The 23470-nt window shown below is 38.1% G+C and carries 18 protein-coding genes; 10 read left to right on the top strand and 8 right to left on the bottom strand.

Features of this window, described 5'->3' with window-relative positions; all coding sequences use genetic code 11:
* The 4 genes from gldD to mutY all read right to left on the bottom strand — a co-directional run bounded on the left by gldD (position 1) and on the right by mutY (position 3710).
* Positions 1-582, bottom strand: a complete 582-nt coding sequence (gene gldD, locus ESY88_RS07590; protein ID WP_147086192.1) for a gliding motility lipoprotein GldD — start codon at positions 580-582, stop codon at positions 1-3.
* Between the two features lie 160 nt (positions 583-742).
* Positions 743-2053, bottom strand: coding sequence for a gliding motility-associated protein GldE (locus tag ESY88_RS07585; RefSeq protein WP_147086193.1), 1311 nt, complete (start codon positions 2051-2053; stop codon positions 743-745).
* A gap of 22 nt (positions 2054-2075) precedes the next feature.
* Complete coding sequence (locus ESY88_RS07580; RefSeq protein WP_147086194.1) at positions 2076-2540, bottom strand: single-stranded DNA-binding protein; 465 nt, start codon at positions 2538-2540, stop codon at positions 2076-2078.
* A gap of 123 nt (positions 2541-2663) precedes the next feature.
* Entirely contained in the window at positions 2664-3710 is a 1047-nt protein-coding gene (mutY, locus tag ESY88_RS07575) for an A/G-specific adenine glycosylase (RefSeq protein WP_147086195.1), read from the bottom strand.
* A gap of 136 nt (positions 3711-3846) precedes the next feature.
* Here mutY and ESY88_RS07570 point away from each other — a divergent pair, with 136 nt between their 5' ends.
* Complete coding sequence (locus ESY88_RS07570) at positions 3847-4137, top strand: HU family DNA-binding protein (protein ID WP_147086196.1); 291 nt, start codon at positions 3847-3849, stop codon at positions 4135-4137.
* Between the two features lie 325 nt (positions 4138-4462).
* On the top strand, positions 4463-6007 hold the full coding sequence (locus ESY88_RS07565; protein WP_147086197.1) for an Rne/Rng family ribonuclease: 1545 nt from the start codon (positions 4463-4465) through the stop codon (positions 6005-6007).
* 253 nt (positions 6008-6260) lie between these two features.
* Here ESY88_RS07565 and ESY88_RS07560 read toward each other — a convergent pair whose 3' ends face one another.
* The 4 genes from ESY88_RS07560 to ESY88_RS07545 form a co-directional block, all read right to left on the bottom strand.
* Positions 6261-7571: a TlpA family protein disulfide reductase gene (locus ESY88_RS07560; RefSeq protein ID WP_147086198.1), complete on the bottom strand. Its 1311-nt coding sequence runs from the start codon at positions 7569-7571 to the stop codon at positions 6261-6263.
* An 89-nt stretch (positions 7572-7660) separates the two neighbouring features.
* Positions 7661-8542: a hypothetical protein gene (locus ESY88_RS07555; RefSeq protein ID WP_147086199.1), complete on the bottom strand. Its 882-nt coding sequence runs from the start codon at positions 8540-8542 to the stop codon at positions 7661-7663.
* A gap of 55 nt (positions 8543-8597) precedes the next feature.
* A complete protein-coding gene (locus ESY88_RS07550; RefSeq protein ID WP_147086200.1) occupies positions 8598-9728 on the bottom strand; it encodes a glycosyltransferase family 2 protein in 1131 nt (376 codons plus the stop codon).
* Positions 9728-10696, bottom strand: a complete 969-nt coding sequence (locus ESY88_RS07545; protein WP_147086201.1) for a lysylphosphatidylglycerol synthase domain-containing protein — start codon at positions 10694-10696, stop codon at positions 9728-9730. Before ESY88_RS07545 ends, ESY88_RS07550 begins: the two co-directional genes overlap by 1 nt.
* A gap of 29 nt (positions 10697-10725) precedes the next feature.
* On the opposite strand from ESY88_RS07545, the gene ESY88_RS07540 reads away from it, so the two are divergent.
* The 8 genes from ESY88_RS07540 to ESY88_RS07505 all read left to right on the top strand — a co-directional run bounded on the left by ESY88_RS07540 (position 10726) and on the right by ESY88_RS07505 (position 23464).
* Positions 10726-11355, top strand: a complete 630-nt coding sequence (locus ESY88_RS07540) for a cell envelope biogenesis protein OmpA (protein ID WP_147086202.1) — start codon at positions 10726-10728, stop codon at positions 11353-11355.
* Positions 11355-11960, top strand: coding sequence for a crossover junction endodeoxyribonuclease RuvC (gene ruvC / locus ESY88_RS07535; RefSeq protein WP_223270759.1), 606 nt, complete (start codon positions 11355-11357; stop codon positions 11958-11960). The genes ESY88_RS07540 and ruvC overlap by 1 nt, the downstream gene beginning before the upstream one ends.
* 201 nt (positions 11961-12161) lie before the next feature.
* A complete protein-coding gene (gene hemW, locus ESY88_RS07530) occupies positions 12162-13295 on the top strand; it encodes a radical SAM family heme chaperone HemW (RefSeq protein WP_147086263.1) in 1134 nt (377 codons plus the stop codon).
* A 230-nt stretch (positions 13296-13525) separates the two neighbouring features.
* Positions 13526-14275 (top strand): cyclase family protein, encoded by a 750-nt coding sequence (locus ESY88_RS07525; protein WP_147086203.1) that lies wholly within the window; start codon positions 13526-13528, stop codon positions 14273-14275.
* 52 nt (positions 14276-14327) lie between these two features.
* Positions 14328-14936, top strand: a complete 609-nt coding sequence (locus tag ESY88_RS07520; protein WP_147086204.1) for a DUF4230 domain-containing protein — start codon at positions 14328-14330, stop codon at positions 14934-14936.
* 536 nt (positions 14937-15472) lie between these two features.
* Positions 15473-19429, top strand: a complete 3957-nt coding sequence (locus ESY88_RS07515; protein WP_147086205.1) for a hybrid sensor histidine kinase/response regulator transcription factor — start codon at positions 15473-15475, stop codon at positions 19427-19429.
* A 146-nt stretch (positions 19430-19575) separates the two neighbouring features.
* Positions 19576-20388, top strand: a complete 813-nt coding sequence (locus tag ESY88_RS07510; RefSeq protein ID WP_147086206.1) for a DUF4412 domain-containing protein — start codon at positions 19576-19578, stop codon at positions 20386-20388.
* A 40-nt stretch (positions 20389-20428) separates the two neighbouring features.
* Positions 20429-23464 (top strand): T9SS type A sorting domain-containing protein, encoded by a 3036-nt coding sequence (locus ESY88_RS07505; protein ID WP_147086207.1) that lies wholly within the window; start codon positions 20429-20431, stop codon positions 23462-23464.
* The last annotated feature ends 6 nt before the right edge of the window (positions 23465-23470 follow it).

Here is a 23470-nt window from a genome sequence, read left to right as displayed (position 1 = left end):
TTACTCTTTCCATTCAATCGTTTCCATAATGTGTTTGATGTCTTTCTTTAAATATTCCGCAGCAGGCAGGATGGAATCATAATTGGGCTTCGCATAAAAATAGAGCGAACCGGTTAAAAAATGATTGGTACTATCGGTCACATAAAATTGCGACTGTGACGCAGCGTTACCGCCAACTTCATAGAACATCCCAAATACCTTATTGTTTGGATTCTCGTATAAGACGCCCTCAATTTCATCGGCTTTGATGCTATGCTTTTGGGTAAGCTCTTGTGCATCGGTCAAGAGTTTAGTGAGATTGCCATCCTCTACCTTTTTATAGGTTAAATAAACGGTGCCCTTCAAACTAGGGTAGGTAACATCCACACCAACGAGGTTATTTACCCCGTCCAATTTGATGCTAGAAATATCATCTGCCAAAACATTTTTTTCAAAAGTAAATGGCAATGGCACGTCCACCTTGACGTATTTGGGTTGTGGATATTCCAATCGCAACATGGCTTTAGGTTTAGGCAGGGGATCGCTTCCGCAGGAAATACATACAGAAGCCAATATGGGAATGATGAACTTTTTAATGGTCATTGCTCTTAGGATTTTTTTAGGCTGAAATTAGTGCGCAAACTACAAAATATAATACGACTCTTGAGAATTGTCTCCTACTGAAGCTTTTAAAACGCATGTCAATTGAAAAATCGTTCCTGTATTGAAAGTTGGCGACTTTTGAATATTGAAGTCAGTGGCATCAATCCAAAATCGTAAACTTAACCTGTTTGATGCGTTTTTTATCCAGTGCTTCTATGGTAAACACAAAATTCTTGAAATTGATCTTACTCAGGCGTTTTGGGAAAATTCCTGAAATTTCCAAAATAAAGCCTGCAATCGTTTCCGCTTCACCTTTGTGATTTTCAAAAACCTCCTCTACGTTTTGATCAATGATTTTATAGAATTGTTTTAAGGTTGTTTTCCCATCAAAAGAATAGTTCTTGGCATCAATTTTGACAAAGTTTATGTCTTCATCGTCAAACTCATCACTAATATCGCCAACGATTTCCTCAATCACATCTTCTAAAGAGATCAGCCCTGAGGTGCCGCCATATTCATCTACAACAACTGCAAGATGCACTTTTTTGTCTTGGAATTCGGCCATCAAATCGTCAAGTTTCTTGTTCTCTGGCACGAAAAAAGGTTCGCGCAAAAGTGTGGTCCAATCAAATTGTTTTCTATCTACATAAGGCAACAGGTCTTTCACATATAGGATGCCCGTGACATTGTCAATATTATCTTTATACGCAGGAATCCTGGAATACCCGTTCTTTACGATCTCGGGAAGTATGTCGGCATATTTTTGATCTTCATTAATGGCGAATATGTCTACCCTGGGACGCATCACTTGTTTGGTGTCTGTATTGCCAAAAGATACAATGCCCTGAAGGATTTTATGCTCCTCCACTGAGGTGTCACTATTATTGGTTAGTTCTAAGGCCTGTGACAATTGATCAATGCTCAAATTGGATTTCTGTTTGCCCAGTTTATTGTGAATGGCAATGGTAATTTGGCGCATGGGCAAACTCACTGGTGAGAATACAACATCTAACACCCTTAAAGGTATGGCCATAAACATCGAAAACTTATTGCGGTTTCTGCTCGCATAAATTTTTGGTACAATCTCACCAATCAATAAAATCAAGAAGGTAATCACAACCACTTCCAATAAAAACCGCACCCAACCAATAGTTACAGATTGGAATATTGTTTCGCTCAAATAGGCAAAGAGGATGACGATGCCAATATTGATAAAATTATTGGCAACCAATATCGTGGCCAAAAGTTTCTTGGGACGTTCCAACAATCTAACAATAATATCAAAGGCTTTGCTTTGTTCTGATAGCCCTGTGTCCAAATCAGATTTGGTCAAGGAAAACAAAGCCACTTCAGCGCCAGAAATCAGGGCAGAGCATAGCAAAAGCACAACAAGTAAAACGAGTCCAAAAATTAGAGCCAAATCTATATTTAGAAGTGGTAATAAAAACGAACTTATGGGTTCAGGGTCCAAGATCAAAGACTAATTTAGTTAATTAAAAGGGTAGGTCATCATGATCCTCTTCCTTGGGCTTTTCAGTTGTTTGGTTTGAGGTTTGATGTTGGGTTTGCTCGTTACTTTGCTGGTTGGCTTGTGGCGGAGTCGTGCCAGTTTGTCCCTCATTTTTGGTGCTCAAAAACGTGAATTCAGTGCACTGTATTTCGGTAGAGTAACGGTCCATGCCTTTATCATCTTGCCATTTTTTGGTTTTGATGCGTCCTTCAATATAGACCTTATCGCCTTTGGATAAGTATTTTTCGCATATTTCAGCAGCCTTATTGCGCACTACAATATTGTGCCACTCCGTATTCGTGACACGTTCATTGGTTTGCTTACTGGTGTAGGTCTCATTGGTGGCCAACGGAAATCTGCCTATGCAATTGCCGCCTTCAAAGTAGTGCATTTTCACTTCATCTCCCAAATGCCCAATGAGCATCACTTTATTTAAGGTTCCAGACATAATCTCTTCATTTTAAGTTACAAAATTAAACATTTTGAGAGCACCGAGAACCCATTTTAGGAATTTGTTTGGAATGCTATTGTTTGTAGTAGGCCTCTAAATTGGGTTATTAAAATGTTGTTTTTAAGATGTGAAATCAAATGCCTCAATGAAATTGCCAATTAAAATTGGGGCGGGTAAATTCTTTACTTCGGAAATTGGCATGCCTTGCTCAGGCAACGCTTCAAGTTCAATGATCCAAAACCGGGTATGAAGATGTTGATGGGAGAGTTTATGGATTAATTCTTTAGTGTTATATAGACTGTGCTCAAACGGAAGGTCTTCAAAATAGGCCTTAATTTTTGGGTGCTGTTTGAAATCTTCTGCGGCCAATTCTGTTTTAGTCTCTATGAGCGGAAACTGATAGAGGTTCCGCCAAATCCCTTTTTTGGTTCGTTTTTCAAAAAGTGTCGTTCTATCTGGAGAAATGAGCACTAAAAAGTTGAAATGCTTTTTGCTCACTTTTGTTTTGCCAAGTTTTACTGGTAATTGGTCAATCCTTCCTTTTTGCAAGGCTTCGCAGCTCGCATTGAAAGGGCAATGCAAACAATAAGGGTTTTTGGGCTTACATTGCGTGGCGCCAAACTCCATGAGCGCCTGGTTGTAATCACCTGGGTGTTCATGGTCAATCAATGTAGTGGCTAGTTTTTTGAATTCCTTGACGCCTTCCGTAGAATTAATAGGGGTGTCAATGCCAAAATAGCGAGACAATACACGGTAGACATTGCCGTCTACAACTGCAGTGGGTTCATCAAAACATATAGAGGCAATGGCACTTGCGGTGTAATCGCCAACACCTTTCAATTTAATGATCTCAGAATAGGTTTTTGGAAAGATCCCATTTAAATTGGAGGCAATGTGTTTTGCCGAAGCATGTAAATTACGAGCCCTAGAGTAATAGCCCAAACCTTGCCACAGTTTCAACACCTCTTCTTCATGTGCATCGGCAAGGTCAAAAACCGTAGGGAACCTTGAAACAAAAGCTTCATAATAGGGTGAACCTTGCTTCACTTGGGTTTGTTGCATGATAATTTCAGAAAGCCATATGTAATAGGGGTTTTTAGTTTGTCGCCAGGGTAAACTGCGTTTATGAATTGAGTACCAATTAGTTAATCTTGTCTTAAAATGCATAAAATTGTTGTAACTGCCACAAAAATAAATCTTTATAAGGTTAAATTTTAATTAATTACACTAGAAATATTGAAATTAAAAATACTATATTTGCAGTCCCTTATAATTAATAGATTAACCCTAAAAATTAATAACAATGACAAAAGCTGATATAGTAGCTAAGATTTCTGACAGACTAGGAATGGAAAAAGGTGATGTTCAAGCAACGGTTGAAACTTTTATGGAAGAAGTAAAATCTTCATTAGAAGGTGGAGATAACGTTTACCTGAGAGGTTTTGGAAGTTTTATCGTTAAAACTAGAGCAGAAAAAACAGGACGTAACATTTCTAAAAACACTACAATTAAGATTCCTGCTCACAACATTCCTGCATTTAAACCTGCAAAAGTATTTGTAGAAGGTGTTAAGACCAACGTTGAAGTCAACTAAGAATTTAAAATAAAAATTAATTTAAAAACATAATTTATGCCAAGTGGTAAAAAAAGAAAAAGACACAAGGTAGCGACGCATAAGCGTAAGAAACGTAGACGCGCTAATCGTCACAAAAAGAAATAAATTGAAAAAGTAGTTTTTTAACTACTTTTTCAGTTTTTAACAAACGTTCTTTGATATAAAATTCATGGTTAAATTTGCGTATTTACCTTCGCATTTCATGAATTTGCTGGATTTTCCCGATACATATCGGGATTCCTGTGTCAAATTATAGTAAATCCATCTGTTTTGAAATGAATCAAAACGGACTAAAATTAACAACATGGAAAAAGAATTGATTATTAGATCTAGTTCTGATATTGTTGATTTTGCCTTACTAAAAGATGGAAGACTTGTTGAATTGCACAAGGAGGAAGAGGATAACAACTTTCAAGTTGGTGATGTGTTTATCGCCAAAGTTAGAAAAGCTGTTCCCGGTTTAAATGCTGCATTTGTAAATGTGGGTTATGAGAAAGATGCATTTTTGCACTATCATGATTTAGGCCCAAAATTACCTTCCCTTTTAAAATTCGTCAAGCGTGTAAGCACAGGTAGACATACCGATTTTTTACTGAAAAATTTTCAGTTTGAGAAAGATATTGACAAAAACGGAAGCATCGCTAACGCTATAAAGTCAAATCAATCTCTATTAGTACAGATTGTAAAAGAGCCAATCTCAACCAAAGGACCTCGCATAAGCAGTGAGCTATCCATTGCGGGGCGTTATATTGTCTTAGTACCATTTTCAGACCGTATTTCAATTTCACAAAAAATTGAATCGAAGGATGAAAAAGAACGTTTGAAACGTTTGGTAAAAAGCATAACCCCTAAAGGTTTTGGCGTGATCATCCGTACCGTCGCAGAAGGCAAGAAAGTTGCCGAAATCGACAAAGATTTACAGAATTTGCTGGAACGATGGACAGCAATGTGTAAAAAATTGAACAAAGCGCATCACCCGAGTAAGGTGTTGAGTGAAATGAACAAAGCTTCCTCTATCTTAAGAGATATCTTTGACGACTCATTCTCATCGATTACTATTGATGATGAAACGCTTTACGGACAAATTAAGGATTATGTTCACGAGATAGCACCGAACAAAGAATCTATAGTCAAACTGTATAAAAATGGCGTACCACTTTATGAAAAGTTTGGTATTGAGCGTCAAATAAAGACCTCATTTGGTCGAACAGTCTCTATGGCAAAAGGTGCCTATTTAGTTATTGAACATACCGAAGCTATGCACGTTATTGACGTGAATAGTGGAAACCGATCCAATAAGGAAAAAAATCAAGAGGATACTGCTCTAGAAGTCAATATGATTTCAGCAACAGAAATAGCCAGACAATTACGCTTGCGTGATATGGGCGGCATTATCGTTGTCGATTTCATTGACATGAATAAAGCAGAGAATCGAAAAAAATTGTACCATCATCTTCGTGACGAAATGAACGATGATAAGGCAAAACACAAGATTTTGCCACCTAGTAAGTTTGGTTTGATACAAATTACCAGACAAAGAGTGCGTCCAGAACGCAACATTAAAACAAAAGAAGAAGATCCTAACGGAGTTGCAGGCAGTGAGATTGAAGCACCAATAAAAGTGATTCAACGCATTACCCAAGACCTCGAGAGACTCTTAAAAAAAGACTTTAAAAAGATAACCTTAAACACACATCCTTTTATAGCAGCCTTTATTACTAGAGGTTTTCCATCAGTACGTTCCAAATGGTTTTTGGAGCACAAAAAATGGGTAAAGGTTTTACCCAGAGATGCTTACACATATCTTGAATACCACTTTTTTGATAAAGATGGTAAGGAAATCAAATAATATCCAAACCCTTTTCTCCCGATAACTATCGGGATCGAAAAGGGTTTTTTTTGTTTCAGAAATCAATAAATTTTGCGTCATTGACCTGCGCATCAGTGCGGTTGTGCGACTCCGTTGGAGTCGGGATTGCAGCTGGCTTGGCTTTTCTACAAACCTACAATGCCGCTGGCATTGGATTATGCGATTGTTAACCTGTTGATGAAATTTAGGAAAGGGTATTGGTTCAAGACTACGGTATACTTCGCGAAGAGTCTCATTCCAGTTCAGCTTTTAAAGCTTCAACATCATAAGGCTTAGCAATAATTTCTTTCTTATGGTTCAGCAGAAAATAAGTCGGCGTGGATGCTATCCCATAATCGTTAGAAATGGGGTTGTCCCAACGGCCTAAGCCCAACACTTGAATAAACTCCGGGAATTGTTTAATGGCATTTTTCCAAATTACGTCGTCATCTTCCAATCCAATGGCAATAACGTTCACGTTTGGTTTATTAGATAGGAGTTCCTTGATTTTCGGTAATTCCTCTTGACAATGCCCGCATGTGCTGCTCCAAAAAATGAGTAAGTAATTTTCGGCACCAGCCAAATCGTAGAGATTCGTTTTCACTGCTTTGCCATCCTTAAGATACTCGATGTCAAAATTGGGCGCCATAGAACCTAGAGCTGTGCTTTTATCTACCTTCAATTCTTCTATCAATGCCGTGTAATTGGCGTTTTTGGCCAGCGCCATCAAATAGGTGTCACTTACATAATTGGCCATTTCAACCGAATCCATAAGCTTAAATTTTCGCCAGATGGTTTCCAACAAGATGGTTTTTATGATTGGGTTATTCGTTCCTATTTTGGCCACAAGGGTAGCGACATCGGTTTTAAATTGCGCCGTACTGTTTGCTTCCGAAGATCCAAAAATATAGGTAATCACCCGATCCATCAAAAAATCTGAACTTTGCAAAAGCGGATCACCAAAATCCACTGCATCCAAATAGCTGCGTTTCACGTTTTGGGAATAGCTGCTTAAATTTTGGTATTCCTTGGGGGCATAGGGCCTATTGGCTTTTATAAACACAGAAACCAACATGCCATTGGCGGCCTGTTCAAAAGAGTCTTGGGTATTGCCTAAGGTCTTAAAAATGGCCGTGAGTGCCTTTTGATCACTACTTTGTTGTGTGTAGAAATTATTGATGCTTCGGTTTACCAAATTGATGCTGTTGGTATAGGAAGACCACAACTTGTTTTCGCTACTCTCTGTAAATGCCAAGCCTTGATCTTCACTTAATGTGATGGCAATATTTTCCTTTCCGTCATAAATGAAGCTGAAATTATATTCTTCAGCAGGTAAGGCATACACTATTTTATACATGCCAGGCGTGTAGCTAGAATCCATTTCGATTTTGAAATCCCCTGCTTCTCCTATTTTCGAGCGATCCAGATATTCTGTGCCAGAAGGTTTCGACTGGTATAGGAGCGCATAGGTGTAATTTTCGGCAGGTAAAAATGTTCCGCTTACACTGTGTTGGGCAAAATTGAGAAAGGGAAGTAAAAGAAGAATGGAAAGGATTGATTTCATCAAAAAATAATTTAAAATTAGGAAGCTAAATTGGTAGTAAGCATTAGGATGCAAACTGTTTTCCAAAACGGCGTGTCAAGAAAACTTGATCAAAGATTGAACTTGTACCCAAGTGTGAAATCGGTTGAGAAATTACCTTGATTATCAATCAATATAGCAAATAATTGATCATAGCCTAAAGTGATGAAACTGTTTTCGCTGACTCTTATATCTACACCTATGCCAAAGATAAGCGGTATATCAAAAGAAGTCTCCTTTATATTATTTTGAGTGAGGATGTCGTTTTCATCAGTACTAACAATTGTGGCATCAGAAAAATTCAAAGTGGCAAATTTAGTTTGCACATAAAGGTTGAAGGCTCTTTTATTGACGACTCGAAAGCGATAGCCTAAAGCGATTTCGGTGGTTGAATAAGCGAGGTCATCATGTTCTAGTACATGTCTAACTTGCATGAACAGTGCCGAGCGCATAAGTCCCCTAGCGTCTAAAACCTCAAGTTCTGCACCAAACAGTCCCGACTTTAGGTTGTCTGGATTTGAGATGAAAGGGCTATTGGTGATGCCGCCAAAAACACCCAGCCTTGTGGTGATGCGCTTTTCGGTGGGTACAGATTGATAGCTGTTGTCTGATGCTGCATTGTAGGCATCCACAAATGCTTTTAAACTAGAAAGTGTGAAATTCACAGCGCCTGTATCGAGCGTTTCATCTTGGGTAAGTTGGTTGAGCGTTGTCCTGTATTCATATTGAAAGTCCCCGTCGTTGGACTCGGTGTTTTTCAACTCAATGAGTTCATTGGATTCCGTTTTTACAAAATACCGATACTCGCGATTGATAATCTTCCAGAGTAAATCCAATTTCCCGTTGGCTTCGATCTCCAATTCTACCGATTCCCCATCAACCAGATGGGTTTCTTGAGCTTGGAGGCTTATACTGCAAACAATGAAGCAGAAAAAGAACGCTAATTTTTTCATCTGAAAAGAGGGATTAAAGTTTGGGTAAATCTAACGAAAATAATTGAAAGCCAAATTATTTTAGGTAAGCGCGACCTTTCCAGTTATAGCCATTAAAAACCGAGAGAATTGCCACATAAACACTGAAAAAGGGATATATAAAACAACTCCACATATAGCTGCTCAATGCGGATTCCTGTTCAAAAAAACGGGCACTTTTAAATAGCAATAAAAAATCAAGGCAAAATTTTATGATCAAGATGTAGATAAAGAGTTTTAAACTGATAATGCCTAGCAGCAACAAAAATGGAAACACAAGCAGAAGCGCGTTCATCAAGAGTACGATGATCCCTGTGATTTTTCCGAATTTATTCTTATAATTAGAGGTCTTGGCAGCCCAACGCACTCGTTGCGAAATGAGGTGGCGCAAGGATTGCTGTGATTTTGTAAGCACTATGGCCTTACTGCTTCTAAGGTAATTGACCTTGTGAGCCGCTTTTTTAAGCATTTTTTCCAGCAAAAAAACATCATCGCCACTTGCGATATGCGAGTTGCCCTCAAAACCTTCAACCTCGTGGTATGCTGTTTTTCTATAAGCCAGATTTGCGCCATTGCACATAAAGGGTTTGTTGATGCCAAAACCTCCAATGGTGGAAGCCTGTAAACTGAGCATGTCCAAGATTTGAAAACGGGACAATAGAGAATTTTGCGCCACGTAAGCCACGGGTAAAACAATGCAGTTGCTATCCCGTTGCTGTATGAAAGCGTCCAAACAATTCAGCCAAAATATTGGGACTTGGCAATCGGCATCTGTGGTCACAATCCAATCGTGCTTGGCGTTTATAATGGCTTCGGTAATGGCGTCTTTTTTTGGAGCATCTGTTTTTCTAGTGTTCTTCAATATAGTGATAGATACATTTTTGAATCGCGGCAACTGTTTTTCAATGATCGCTACGGAAGCATCTGAAGAGTCGTCATCTACCAAAATGATCTCAAAAAGCTGTTTGGTATAACGAAGTTTTAATAGAGATTTTAGAAGGATTGGCAAGTGCTGCGCTTCATTTCTAAAAGGGATCACAATTGTGAAACCGGTTTTTGGGGTCTTGTCTGTGAGTTTGAAGATTTCAACACGGTCAAAACCAATCACAAAGCTGCCAATGAGCGCTACATATAAAAGGGTTATGATCAAAATGATGATAAGTAGCATTAGGCAGTAGATTTAGGAAGTTTAAAATTAAGCACATAATAGCTTCCAAAAACACTTGGAAGCATAAAATTTAACAGCCACATCAAAGTTACCACACTAAGCACTGTTAAACCATTCACAGCAATCAAACCAAATAAATAAACCGCAACACTTCCTTTGATAAGCACATCAAAAATCAAAAGCGATGGGATTATGGAAGCCAAAAGATACACCGAGGATATCACAGTCATGGCATCAAAATAAGAGATGTTGACCTTGAATAATTTCAGCAATAAAAAAAACTGGAATGAAAAGATAAGATAACGTACCACTGAGCACAAAAACACGTAAACGAATGTTTGCTTCGGAAGTTTTTGAAAAAAGTGTTTCAGTTTTTCTACGGAATATCCTTTGATTCGCATCTTGATTTTATTCAGAAGAAAAAGCACAAGTATTATTAAACCTACAATTACAAAAATGACCAGTGAAATCTTGATGTAATCGATCCCCAAATCCTGTTGCGATTGAAATAGCCAAAGACCGATGACCCCAAAAATAACGGTAACGCTCATTTGCAGCAGGTGCCCCAGCAGATTGAGTAAAACCACAGCCTTTCGTTTTGGCTTTTTAAAGTACATTACTTTAGCTGCATACTCACCAAGCCGGTTGGGTGTAAGCAACGACGCGGTCAATGCGCCCAGACTTTGTGCTGCAGCGATTTTAAATGAAATAGGGCTTATTGGTTTTAGAAGGAGTTGCCATTTAAGGATTTCAAAAAACCAATTAAAAACGGTCAAAAGCAGTAAAAGAAAGACGTTTTCAATGGAGAATAGCTCGTTTTCTTGCAAAACCTTTAAAAAAGAGCTTATTTCTAAAGCATCGTTGCTGGTCAATTTATGAGAGATGATATAAAATGCAGCAACAACAACACTTAATTTAATAAGTACAAAAAAGAATTGTTTAGTTTTGTGGGAAAGGCGTACAAGCATGATGGCGCAAATTAAATCATAAAAATGATATGACCCCAAATTATAGACCTCTAATCTTTGCTGTGGTATGCGCTTTGATTACTACCTTGTCATTTGCGCAGCGCCCAACCAATGAGTGGAAAGCACAGTTGGCACTTGGTGTCAACAATGCGTCATCATCGGGGTTTGTTGCCGGTTTTGAATCGAAATCGCTAAATTTTCCGACGGTAAATCTTGGCATTCAGCACATGTTCAAAAAACAGTTGGGCGCTAAGTTGGACTTTGGCTTCAATCGGTTTTCCAGTGGCGAGGCTTCGCTGGAATTTAAAACCAATTATACACGCATCAATGCACAGCTCGTTTATGATCCTACCGAAGCGCTGGTTTTTTTGCCACAACGCATCGGTATTGTAGCGCACGCTGGTCCTGGATATTCCATAATTAAGCCTTTGGGTAATTACAGCAACAATGACTTGTCATTTTTGAATGCGATGGCAGGTGTTGAGTTTCATTATGGATTGTCGCAAACTTTGTCCGTTTACACCGATGTGTCCTACATTATGGGCTTTGCGAATGATTTTGATCCCGTTGCTGAAGGCTTTGGTGCTTTCAATGGCGATTTATTAACTGTGACTTTTGGATTGACATTTTCCTTGAGTGGCTGTAGATACTGCGATTAATGGTAAACGAAAAAATCATATTGGGAATTGACCCAGGCACGACCATTATGGGTTTTGGACTCATAAAAGTCGTGGGCAAAAAGATGGAATTTCTCCAACTCAATGAACTCGACCTCAAAAAATACAGTGATCATTATCTCAAATTAAAGCTCATTTTTGAGCGCACCATAGAGCTTATTGACACACACCATCCCGATGAAATTGCCATTGAGGCGCCTTTCTTCGGAAAAAATGTGCAGAGTATGCTCAAGTTAGGAAGAGCACAAGGCGTGGCCATGGCAGCAGGCTTGTCCCGGGAAGTGCCTATAACTGAGTATTCGCCCAAAAAAATAAAGATGGCCATTACGGGTAACGGAAATGCCAGTAAAGAACAAGTGGCCAAAATGCTGCAAAGCCTTTTAGGCCTTAAAACCCTTCCTAAAAACCTCGATGCTACTGATGGGCTGGCGGCTGCAGTGTGTCATTTTTATAATCAGGGGCGTATTGAAATTGGTAAGAGCTATTCGGGTTGGGATGCTTTTGTAAAACAGAATAGTAAGAGCCCCACAGCCACCAAAGGGGGAGTGAAAAACAATCCTATTGTTGACTTGCGTAAAAAGAAATGAGTTTTCAGTCTCAGTTGTAGTTTTCAGTGCTTCGATTTAGTGATAACTTTGTGTAAGTTCGAGCTTCTTTGTGTTACTTTGTGAAGTAGCTTTTTTACTTTCGTTATTCGTTATTCGTTATTCGTTATTCGTTATTCGTTATTCGTTATTCGTTATTCGTTATTCGTTATTCGTTATTCGTTATTCGTTATTCGTTATTCAATGTCTGGTATCTACATTCATATTCCTTTTTGCAAACAAGCCTGTCATTACTGTGATTTTCATTTCTCGACGTCTCTCAAGAAACGCGATGACATGATTGAAGCTCTGGCCAAAGAAATTACATTGCGTAGAAACGAATTTGCTAAGCAACAGGTTGAAACCATCTATTTTGGCGGCGGCACTCCCAGTTTATTGACGATTGATGAGTTGCGATTTTTGATTGAAACGGTTTATAAATATTACGAAGTTGTTGCCCATCCAGAAATCACTTTGGAAGCCAATCCAGACGATTTAACTACGCAACTACTCAACAGCTTTGCAAATTCGCCAATCAACCGATTGTCCATTGGGATTCAATCCTTTTTTGAGCAGGATTTAAAACTGATGAATCGCGCGCACAACGCCGAGGAAGCCAAAACCTGTTTAGAAGAAGCAACACGTCTTTTTGATAACATTTCCGTCGATTTGATTTATGGTATTCCCGGTTTGAGCAACGCGCGTTGGCTGCAAAATATCCAAACGGCCTTGACCTTTGATATTCCGCACATTTCGAGTTATGCGCTCACGGTAGAACCCAAAACGGCACTGCAAAGTTTCATCAAAAAGGGAATTATTGACGATGTGGATGATGATGTGGCACAGGAGCAATTTCAGTTATTGGCAGATACGCTCGAAGACAAGGGATTTATACATTATGAGCTTTCCAATTTTGGAAAAGCCGGGTTTTTCAGCAGAAACAATACTGCTTATTGGCAAGGCAAAGCTTATATCGGGATTGGTCCCTCGGCACATTCCTTCAACGGCACCCAGCGGTCTTGGAATGTGCGGAATAACTCCAAATACATCGAGGCATTAGCATTGAGCCAACTCCCCATGGAAACCGAGACCTTAACGCTAACCGATAAATACAACGAATACATCATGACCGGACTGAGAACCATGTGGGGCGTGTCTCTGGAAAAGGTAAGTAACGATTTTGGAGCATTGTATAAAACTTATCTTTTGAAGCAATCGGAAGTATTTCTTGAACAGCATTTGTTGTTTCTTGATGATGAAACACTCAAAGTGACCAAAAAAGGCAAGTTTTTGAGTGATGGGATCGCCTCCGATTTGTTTATGTTGAATTTAGTTTGAAGTCTGCCTTCATTGGTGTGAGTATCCATTTAAAGTGATGCAATTGCACATCACAGCTTTCAGTTATTGGATATGGCCAAAAAAACGTTTCCAAAATTGAAGGCATACATGTCCATCCATTCTAAATAACTTAACTATTTATTGAGAATAGTTTAATTTTATGATTTGCAAGTGTTAGCTTTATAACTATCTTATTGAGATTTTGAAAACGCATCACAGATTATTCAACCATGATTGCCAGCATAAATTACCAATCCAGAACACGAAAAATTGACCTCACAAAACCTTTGGACATTTCCATACCTATGCGTGCCTCCAAAGACAATGTAAACGCTTGGTATATTGATGCCCCAAAAATTGAACCTGTAGTGATTGATGAGTGGAAAGCCGCTGTGGTTGATGGCGCTTCGATCAATTTCAATAGCATTAATTTCAATCCGCATGCGCACGGTACGCATACCGAGTGTGTTGGGCATATTACTGAAAAAGTGCATTCCGTCAATCAAAACCTGAAGCAGTTTTTCTTTTTGGCGGAAGTTGTAACCGTTGCGCCCGAGCGCTACATGAACGACACCATGATCTCAAAAGCGCAGATAAAATTTGCTTTGGGCAATAAAAAAAGGGACGCCATTGTGATTAGGACCATTCCTAACATGATAGAAAAGAAGTCAAAACAATATTCCCATACCAATTGGCCCTATTTGCAAGAAGATGCTGTGGCCTACTTGGTTCAAAAAGGGATTAAACATTTATTGATAGATCAACCCAGTGTGGATCGTGAGGAAGATGGCGGCGAATTGAAAAGTCACAAGGCCTTTTGGAACTTTGAGGGTAAACTGCGGAAGGATTGTACAATTACCGAGCTTATTTACGTGCCTAATTCTATCGAAGATGGGACCTACTTTTTGAACTTGCAAATTGCACCTTTTGAAAATGATGCCACACCGAGTAAACCTATTTTATACAAAATAATAGACTAACTTATGCAGATCCGGCAGGTTTAAAACCTTATAGGAACTAAAGCTATAACTATTGGAAACATTCTTTATCATCATTATAAGTGTGTTGCTCACCTTAGGTGCTGTGACCTTATTGAGTCAACTGAGCATCAAGAGGCGCAGCAATACCCAATCGGTTATTTTGTTGGATAAGATCAAGAAAGTCTGCAAATTTATTACGGTGGAAGGCGATTTTGCTGAAATCTACCACTATGAAGATGTCAAATCACGTTTCTTGAAATTGGTGTCCAGCCGAAAAAAGGCACTGGTGGTTATCAAAGCAAAAGCGCATGTTGGCTTTGATTTGTCCAAGATAAAAATGGATGCCGATGTCAAGACCAAAACCGTAAAACTGCATCATTTCCCTGAGCCCGAAGTCTTGAGCATCGAAACCGATTTGAATTATTACGATAAAAAAGATGGCATGTTCAATCGTTTTGTGGCTTCAGATTTAACCGAGTTGCACAACGAAGCCAAACTGCACATCATGAATAAGGTACCCGAAAGCGGACTCTTCAACATTGCCAAAAAAGAAGCCTTGGAATCGGTTTTACTCATTGAAGGCATCGTTGAAACCATTGGCTGGAAACTGGATTATTCCGCTTTGGAGATTGGCTCAGAAACGCAAAAATTATTGAAATAGGAGCATTGCCATAGAAGTATAATGGATTCCAGGCCTGCTTCAGAAGAAAGTATGTTTCCGAATAGATTGATGGGAGGATGGAGATTTGTACTATGAATCCACAATGAAACTGCTCACATTTCAGAATAAAAATCCATTAAACAAACCAATCTTCTTTAGCCCAATTGTGACCTTGATATGCTGCCAATTGGTCAAACCTAGTTGGTCAACTTCCTTAATCAACTTCTATTTAATAAAAATTTGTAAAGCTAGGGTTAAATGTCTTAAATTTAGAGACATAACCTATGGTTCGAAATGCATCTTCTATATTTGTTTGTGCGTTCTTCGTTTGCCATGGTTAATCCCAAACCATCTACCCTAAAGATTTCCTAACAGTACTTGCCAATTCGTTAAGTGAAAAAAAGCGAGTGTACATAAACCTGTGCTATTTGGTAAAATGTAATGAAGCTAGCCGTCAAAACAGCTTTCTATATAAACGTGTTACAGATACAGATTATGATAAATAGGGTAAGCACAAAAAAACTAAATTGGGGATTATGAAAATGGCCTGTTTTCTTATTGGCGCTTTATTTGTAATTGAATCCAACAGCCAATCGCAAGTATCCTTTAGGCAATTATCTGTAAACGACGGGCTTTCTCAAAACAGCGTTGTTTCCGTCACACAAGATAGCATTGGCTACTTATGGCTTGCAACACAGGATGGGCTCAATAAGTTTGACGGCAACAAATTTCAAATCTACAATGCGTTTTTTATAGATGTGACCAAACCTACTTACAGCCATTTGGGAAAAGTTTATACAGATCGTGAGGGCAATATCATTAGCATTCCCATTTCAAAAAAACCTCAAATTTACAATAAAAAGGAGGACAGCTTCAGCCCGTTTTCAACATTAAAAGATGTGAGTGCGGTCTATCAAGACCGTAAGAAAAATTATTGGTTTGGCACCTATAACTTCGGGGTGTTTAAGATGGATGGGCTTACCCAAAAAGAAACTTTAATTATTCCGCCGGAAGACATAGGATCCATTTATTCAATTTCAGAAGATAGCAATGGTACTATTTGGCTCGCTAGCCAAGGCAAAATAGTGAGCGTAAATAGCGAAGACAATACCATAACACCTCATTTCCCAGATGGCAATAAAAATTCTACCATAAATTATGCTGCCATTTTGTTCGATGCTTCAGCGGCTATTTGGATTGGTTCTTATGGAAATGGGTTGTGGTTTAAAGATTCCAAATCACCACTTTTTGGAAGGGTTGATACCTTGTTGCAAGAAGAAATTGAACTTCCAGATAATTTGAATATTTTATCCATGCACATCGATAAAAAAAACAGGCTATGGATTGGCACATTTGGCGACGGACTTTATAAAATGAGTCTCAATACTTTTGAAGTAACACATTTTGAAGTTAAAAAACACAATCCGCGAGCTTTACATTATAACGATATTCTTTGCATTTATGAAGATTATACAGGCACCTTATGGTTTGGAACGGATGGCGCTGGCGTTAGTTTTTATGATGAGTATCTTGAAAAATTCAACGTCATCAATAACAGCCAAATCCCTGAAGAAGTCAATATTGACTTAGTGAGGGCGATACAAGTTGATAAAAATGATGATGTTTGGATTGGCACCAGTGGCAAAGGACTTTCAAGATATACACCAAAAACAAACTTATGGAAAACTTATACCGAAAAAGCAGGAAGCCTAAGCTCTAATAGAATTGTCAGTCTACTTATTGATGACGATCAAGACTTGTGGATTGGTACGCAGGGTGGTGGTTTGAATATCATGCAAACCAATGGAGAAACAAGATACTATAACAAAAATTCAACAGTTGCATTGCCTACCGAGACCATTTGGGATATTTTTGAGGACAGCTCCAATGCTACTTGGTTGGCCACTAGAGATCATGGCATGATTCAATTTGATAAGAATAAAGGTGTTCTCAAAACCTACGATACATCAAATGGATTACCAAGCAATAATGTACGAGTCATTATTCAAGGAGAAGACCAGAAACTTTGGGTTGGAACGGAAGAAAATGGTGTTCTTTTAATAGATCCCAAAACAGAAACTTTTATAGATTTTCAAAAAGATTTCAATATCGAGGATGAAAATTACGTGAAAAAAGTAAAATCGCTTTATTATGATCAAGAAGGATTGTTATGGGTTGGCACCAATGGCTATGGGCTGAGTGTATTTAATTTTAAAAACAAAACTTTTCACAATTACACCATAGATGATGGGTTGCCAAATAATGTCATTTATGCGATTCTGCCCGATGCAAATAACAACTTATGGTTAAGTTCTAATAGAGGCATCACAATGATCACAGCTCCGCAAGACCTTAATAATAAACCTGTAATTGCTAATTATGACAATTATGATGGTTTGGCAACTGAGTTTAATACAGGTGCTTATTTCAAAAGTAAAAACAATGTATTTTATTTTGGAGGATTGGAGGGGTATTACTGGTTTAATCCTGAGGACATACAAAAAAATCAAGTCTTACCAAAAACAGTGATAACAGATTTTGAAGTGTTCAACACCAGTTTTCCGTTGGTTAACAATACGGAATTAAAATATAAGCAGAACACTGTGTCATTTACATTTTCAAGTTTGCAGTTTTCACTTCCGAAGAAAAATAAATACAGCTATAAATTAGAAAATTATGATGAAAATTGGATCGAATCAAAAAATTCTAAAACAGTAAGATATACCAATTTGCCTTTTGGGTCTTACACGTTTTTAGTGAAATCAAGTAATTATGATGGTGTTTGGAACGAAAAACCAGTCAGTTTTTCATTTAGCATATTAAAGCCATGGTATTTGAGCAGTTGGATGTTTTTTGTTTATGCGCTGCTTACTTTATTGATTAGTGTTCTTACTTATTACTATTTCAAATGGAAATGGAAAATGACCTTTAACTTAAAGCAAGAAAAGCAAGAGTCAGGACGATTAAAACGGCTTGATGAATACAAAACAAAGCTCTATACCAATTTATCACATGAATTTAGAACGCCTTTAACACTCATTTCTGGGCCCATAAAAAAGCAATTGTTGACCAGCGATTTAAAACCAGATTCAAAAAACGATTTACAATTGGTAGAGCGTAACATAGATCAAATGTTGAGTTTGGTGGATCAGTTATTGGAGTTGTCAAAGCTGGAATCGGGCAAAATGACATTGAAAGTCAAACAAAACGATTTAGGCTTGTATTTAAAAGTGCTTACAGAATCATTTCAATTTTTAGCTGAACAACATGGGCTCAAACTAAGCGCAAAAATCCCAGACATTGAAGAGGCTTGGTTTGACGCCGATAGCATTGAACGCATCGTCAACAACCTGTTTTCAAATGCGATAAAATATACGTCTAAGGGCGGTGTTATTGCTTTTAGCGCAAAGAGAACTGACGACAATGAAATTCGGATGACTTTTATCAATGATATAGATGGTATTATAGAAAAGGACATATATAAAATATTCAATCGCTTTTATCAAATCAATGAGGATTCTGAAGGCTCGGGAATTGGGCTTTCCTTGGTTAAAGAGCTTACTTCCCTGTGTCATGGAACTATTGAAGCGTCTTATGTGGATGCTTCAAAAATGAAGTTTGTTGTCAATTTACCGATTACAAAAAATGCTTTTTTGCCAAATGAAATAGACACTGCTACGGGCTTTCAAAGTAGGGCATCTCAAACTGAAATGGCAAGTAGTAATACCGCTGAAAACACTAAAAAACCAATTGCTTTGGTTGTGGATGACAATCAAGATATTAGAGCGTTCATTAAATCCCTATTAGTCGAAAATTTTAGAGTTATAGAGGCAAAAGACGGATTTGAAGGCATTGAAAAAGCCTTTAAGACCATCCCAGATATTATTATTTCTGATCTAGTAATGCCGTTAAAAACTGGTATCGAACTTTGTGAAATTCTAAAACATGACGAAAAAACCTCACACATACCTATCATCATACTTACAGGTAAAACCGATGAAAAAGATGAAATCGTTGGGTTGAATACCGGTGCCGATGACTACATTACTAAACCATTTAACCCTAAAACGCTCCAAATTAAAGTTGGCAATATCATACAAAACAAAAATAAACTGCACCAACGTTACAAGCAGGATAATCTTTTCAGTCCAAAAGAAATTGCTGTTACCTCTGCAGATCAGGTTTTTTTGGAAAAAGTTCAAACCATATTAGACCAACATTTATCAAACCCCGAATTCACTTCCGAAGTTTTTAGCAAACATGTTGGTATGAGCAGAATGCAATTACACCGAAAAATGTTGGCCTATACGGGACTCTCCACTTCAAATTTTATAAGGTCCCAACGCTTAAAACAAGCCACTTCCATTTTAAAATCTTCTCAATTTACTATTAATGAAGTAGCCTACATGGTGGGGTTTAGCACACCATCCTATTTTATTAAATGTTTTAAGGAAATGTACAGGCAAACACCGGCAGAGTACACTAATAACTAGCCAATTATCTTCAGTTTAAGGCAAATGTTACAATTGTTCTATATGTTGTTACATATCTAATATCCCTTTACAAGTTTCGAGTATAATTTTGTTTCAGCGTTGCTTTGATTACCAAGGAAGCCACGAAATCTTAAACAATTTTAGCTATGAAAACAAAACATTTACTTACAGCAATCATCGTGTTTTTCTTGATGTTTCAATCGGCAGAAGCTCAATTCCTCAAAAAGCTCAAAAAGCGAGTGGAGCAAAAGGTGGAGAATGCAGTCATCGAAAAAACGGCTAATAAAGCTGCAGAAAAAGCTACAAAATCAATGGATAAGGCTTTTGACATCAATCCGTTTGGTGGCGGCGCAGGTAAGGAAAAGGCGGATCCATCCCTGGTGGCCAATTCCTATGATTTTACCTGGAAATATTCGCTTAAAATGAGCACCAAAGATGGCGAGATCGTATTTGATTATTTCCTAAACCCTGGTGCGTCTTACTTCGGGTTTACATCTGCAACTATGGATAATATGTTTACGGTCATGGATAACGATCATAACATAATGGTCATGTTTATGGCCTCTGAAGGCAATAGCACGGGCATGGTGACTCAAATGCCCGATGTTTTGGATCTTGAGGAAGCCGATGCTGAATCGGCAAAATTCACCTTCGAAACCTTACCTGAAAAAACCATTAATGGGTACCGCTGTAAAGGCGTCAAAGCAACTAGTGAGGACTATGAAATGCTCATGTATTTCACGAATGAAACAAAAGTGAGTTTTGACGATATCTTCAAAAACAGCAAGACCAAAATCCCGGTTGAGCTCAAAGATTATTTTGATCCCGATGATAAAGTGCTCATGATATCCATGGACATGAAAGATCTAAAAAACGAAAAGCAGAGTGCTAAAATGGAATGTGTTGGCTTAGAAAAAGTGAGTAAGACCGTCAACAAATCAGACTATAAATTTATGTGATTCATAACCAACAATTACTAATATTCTAAATAACGAAATCATGAAAAAATTGCTACTTTTTATTGTGTCCATGACGCTTGCACTTACCGCATTTTCACAATCAACCTATACGGTAAATACTACAGATGATTTGCCAGATATCAACATCAACGATACTGTTTGCGCAGATGCCAATGGTAATTGCACGTTCAGGGCGGCACTTCAAAACGCCAATAAAACAAGTAATAAAGATACTATTGAGTTCAATATTTCGGGGTCAGCACCTATTACAATTGCAATAAACTTTGATATACTACCTAATATCACACAACCCATAATAATAGATGGTCGTACACAAGCTCAATATGCAATTAATAACACGCCAGTGATAGAAATATTAAACGAATTCCTACAATATTCAGACGGAATTAAGCTTTACGGGAACTCTACAGGAAGTGAATTATATGGCCTTTGTGTAGTTAATTTTGCGAGAATGACTAGTTTTCCATTCAATTTTGGTTGTGGTATAATCAGTAATACGGCAAATCATATTATACAATCAAATTATATAGGATTGAGAGCCGATGGCACAACATTAGGCGGCAATACAGGTGGCGGTGTGTCTTTAGTCAACCTTGGGGGACATCTCATTGGTGGCATAGAACCCTTCCAGGGTAATGTCATTTCAGGCAATCCTTCTTTTGGGCTCAATATTGGTGGGTCAATAATAAATTCATATCAATCGTTCAATAACGTCATTCAAGGTAATTTATTCGGGACTGATGCCACGGGTACCTTAAATCGAGGAAATAGATTCAACCTCCAAATCGTTGATTCTTATAACAATACTATAGGCGGAAATACTCCAGCAGCTCGTAATATCATTTCTGGAGCTAAATCTACAATTGACGCCACGGTAGGGACTGGACTAGCTATTGAAGGGCCTGCATCTTATGGAAACAAAGTTATTGGAAACTACATTGGGACAGATATCACTGGAACACAATCCATATCGAATGTAAGAGGTGGTGTTTTGATTTTATTTGGCGCAAATAATAACGATATAGGAACTGATATTGCCGGCGAAGGAAATGTGATTTCCGGAAACGGACAATATGGTGTGTATCTACAAGGTGATGTTGAGATAGATCCTGTCGATTCCAATAGTATCAAAGGAAATTACATAGGTGTTGATGCCACAGGGAATGCGCCATTGCCAAATAGCCTAGGCATTGCGATGATTTTTGGAGTAAACAACAATAATACTGTTGGTGGTACAACGCCTAATTCTAAAAACGTTATTTCAGGCAATACCAATGCGGGGATTGCCATAACCAACGGAAACAATAACCAAATAATTGGTAATTATATTGGCACCGATGCTTCAGGAACTACTGCAATTACTAATACTATCGGTATTAGTGTGAAAGGTGGCAATACTAGTATTGGTGGACAGGGTGCTGCTTCAAGAAATATCATTTCTGGCAATGATACAGGGTTAGAAATTGGAGAAAACGCCACCATTGCAACTGTGGTCAAAGGGAATTACATCGGTTTGAATGCTTTAGGAACTGCAGCGATACCAAACACAAGAGGCATCTGGTTGTTATTAACTTCTACCAATAGTGTGATCGGTGGTACAAATGTTTTGGATAGAAATATTATTTCTGGCAACAGCTTCGGGATTTTTGGCGAAGGGTCTTTTCACAGCATCAAGAATAATTACATAGGACTGAATCCGTCGGGAACTTCAGCCATACCAAATGCTGCTGGGATTTCATTTGTTTCAACCGCAACAAATACTACGATTGGAGGCGCAACTGCTTTGGATAGAAATATTATTTCGGGAAACAGCAATTTTGGGATATTTGTTTCGGGAACGTCACACACCATTCAAAATAATTATATAGGATTGAACTCTGCTGGAACTGCGGTTATAAAAAATAATAATATTGGAATGAGACTCTTTGGAACCTTAACAAATACACAGATTTCAGAGAATACAATTTCGGGTAATGGTACAGTGTCATCATCAGCAAGGAATGTTGAGTTTAATTCAGCAAACGGCGCGCACTTTTTCAGTAATAAGGTAGGGACACTTCCAGATGGAAATACTGCTGTCACGAATATTGGTAATGGTGTAGTATTGGCTACTTCCAGTAATAATAATATTGGAGGTGTTTCTGAGATTGAAGGAAATATCATAGGAAACCATAATTTAAGTGGTGTGCTAATGGCTGTTACCTCTAGTAATAATACATTTAGCCACAACAATATAGGTTTGGGATTAGACGGTGTTTCGGATATCGGAAATGGGGCAATCGGAATTTTAATTATTGGTTCAAATACAGGAAATACGATTGTGAATAACACAATTGCCAACAACCAACAAGGGCTGGTTTTAGATCCTGCTGCGGGCATTCCGACTCAAGTGACTATTTCAGAAAACAGCATCTATAACAATTCTAATTTAGGAATTGATTTGATAGGAACCACGGCAAACGATGCTGATGATGCTGATGCAGGCGTCAATAATCTTCAAAATACACCAGAAATAAGCACTATTAATTTTTTGGGAGGAACTGCCGTTGAAATCACCTATGCCGTTCCAAGTGCTGTAACTAATTCTGCCTATCCTTTGACAATTGAATTTTTTGGAGCCATCAATGGCCAGGGTAAATTTTTTATTGAGTCAGACACGTATGCTGCACCAGGAAGTAAGACCGTGACCATAAATCTTCCAGCTGGTTTTGACTCAAATGATTATCTTACCCTTGTTGCAACTGCCACGGATGCAAATGGGAATACCTCTGAATTTGGGATTTCGACAGATTCTACATTATCTGTATCTCAATTTGAAAACACTGGTTTTAAAGTGTATCCAAACCCAGTTTCTAACATATTGTTTGTCAAATCGCCAGCATCAGAATCTTATAGTTTAAGATTGAGTAATGCTTTAGGACAAGTGGTTTCAACTAAAAAAGGCGAATTGCCATCAATGTCATTGGATGTCACCAACCTGTCAAAAGGACTTTATTTTTTAAATATTGATTCTGAAAATGGAAACTCAAAGACCATAAAATTCATTAAAAATTAAAAATGA

This window comes from Subsaximicrobium wynnwilliamsii (assembly GCF_007997225.1).
Taxonomy (GTDB): domain Bacteria; phylum Bacteroidota; class Bacteroidia; order Flavobacteriales; family Flavobacteriaceae; genus Psychroserpens; species Psychroserpens wynnwilliamsii.
The sequence above is the reverse complement of the archived record's forward strand: the minus strand, read 5'-3'. Positions and strand labels throughout refer to the sequence as shown.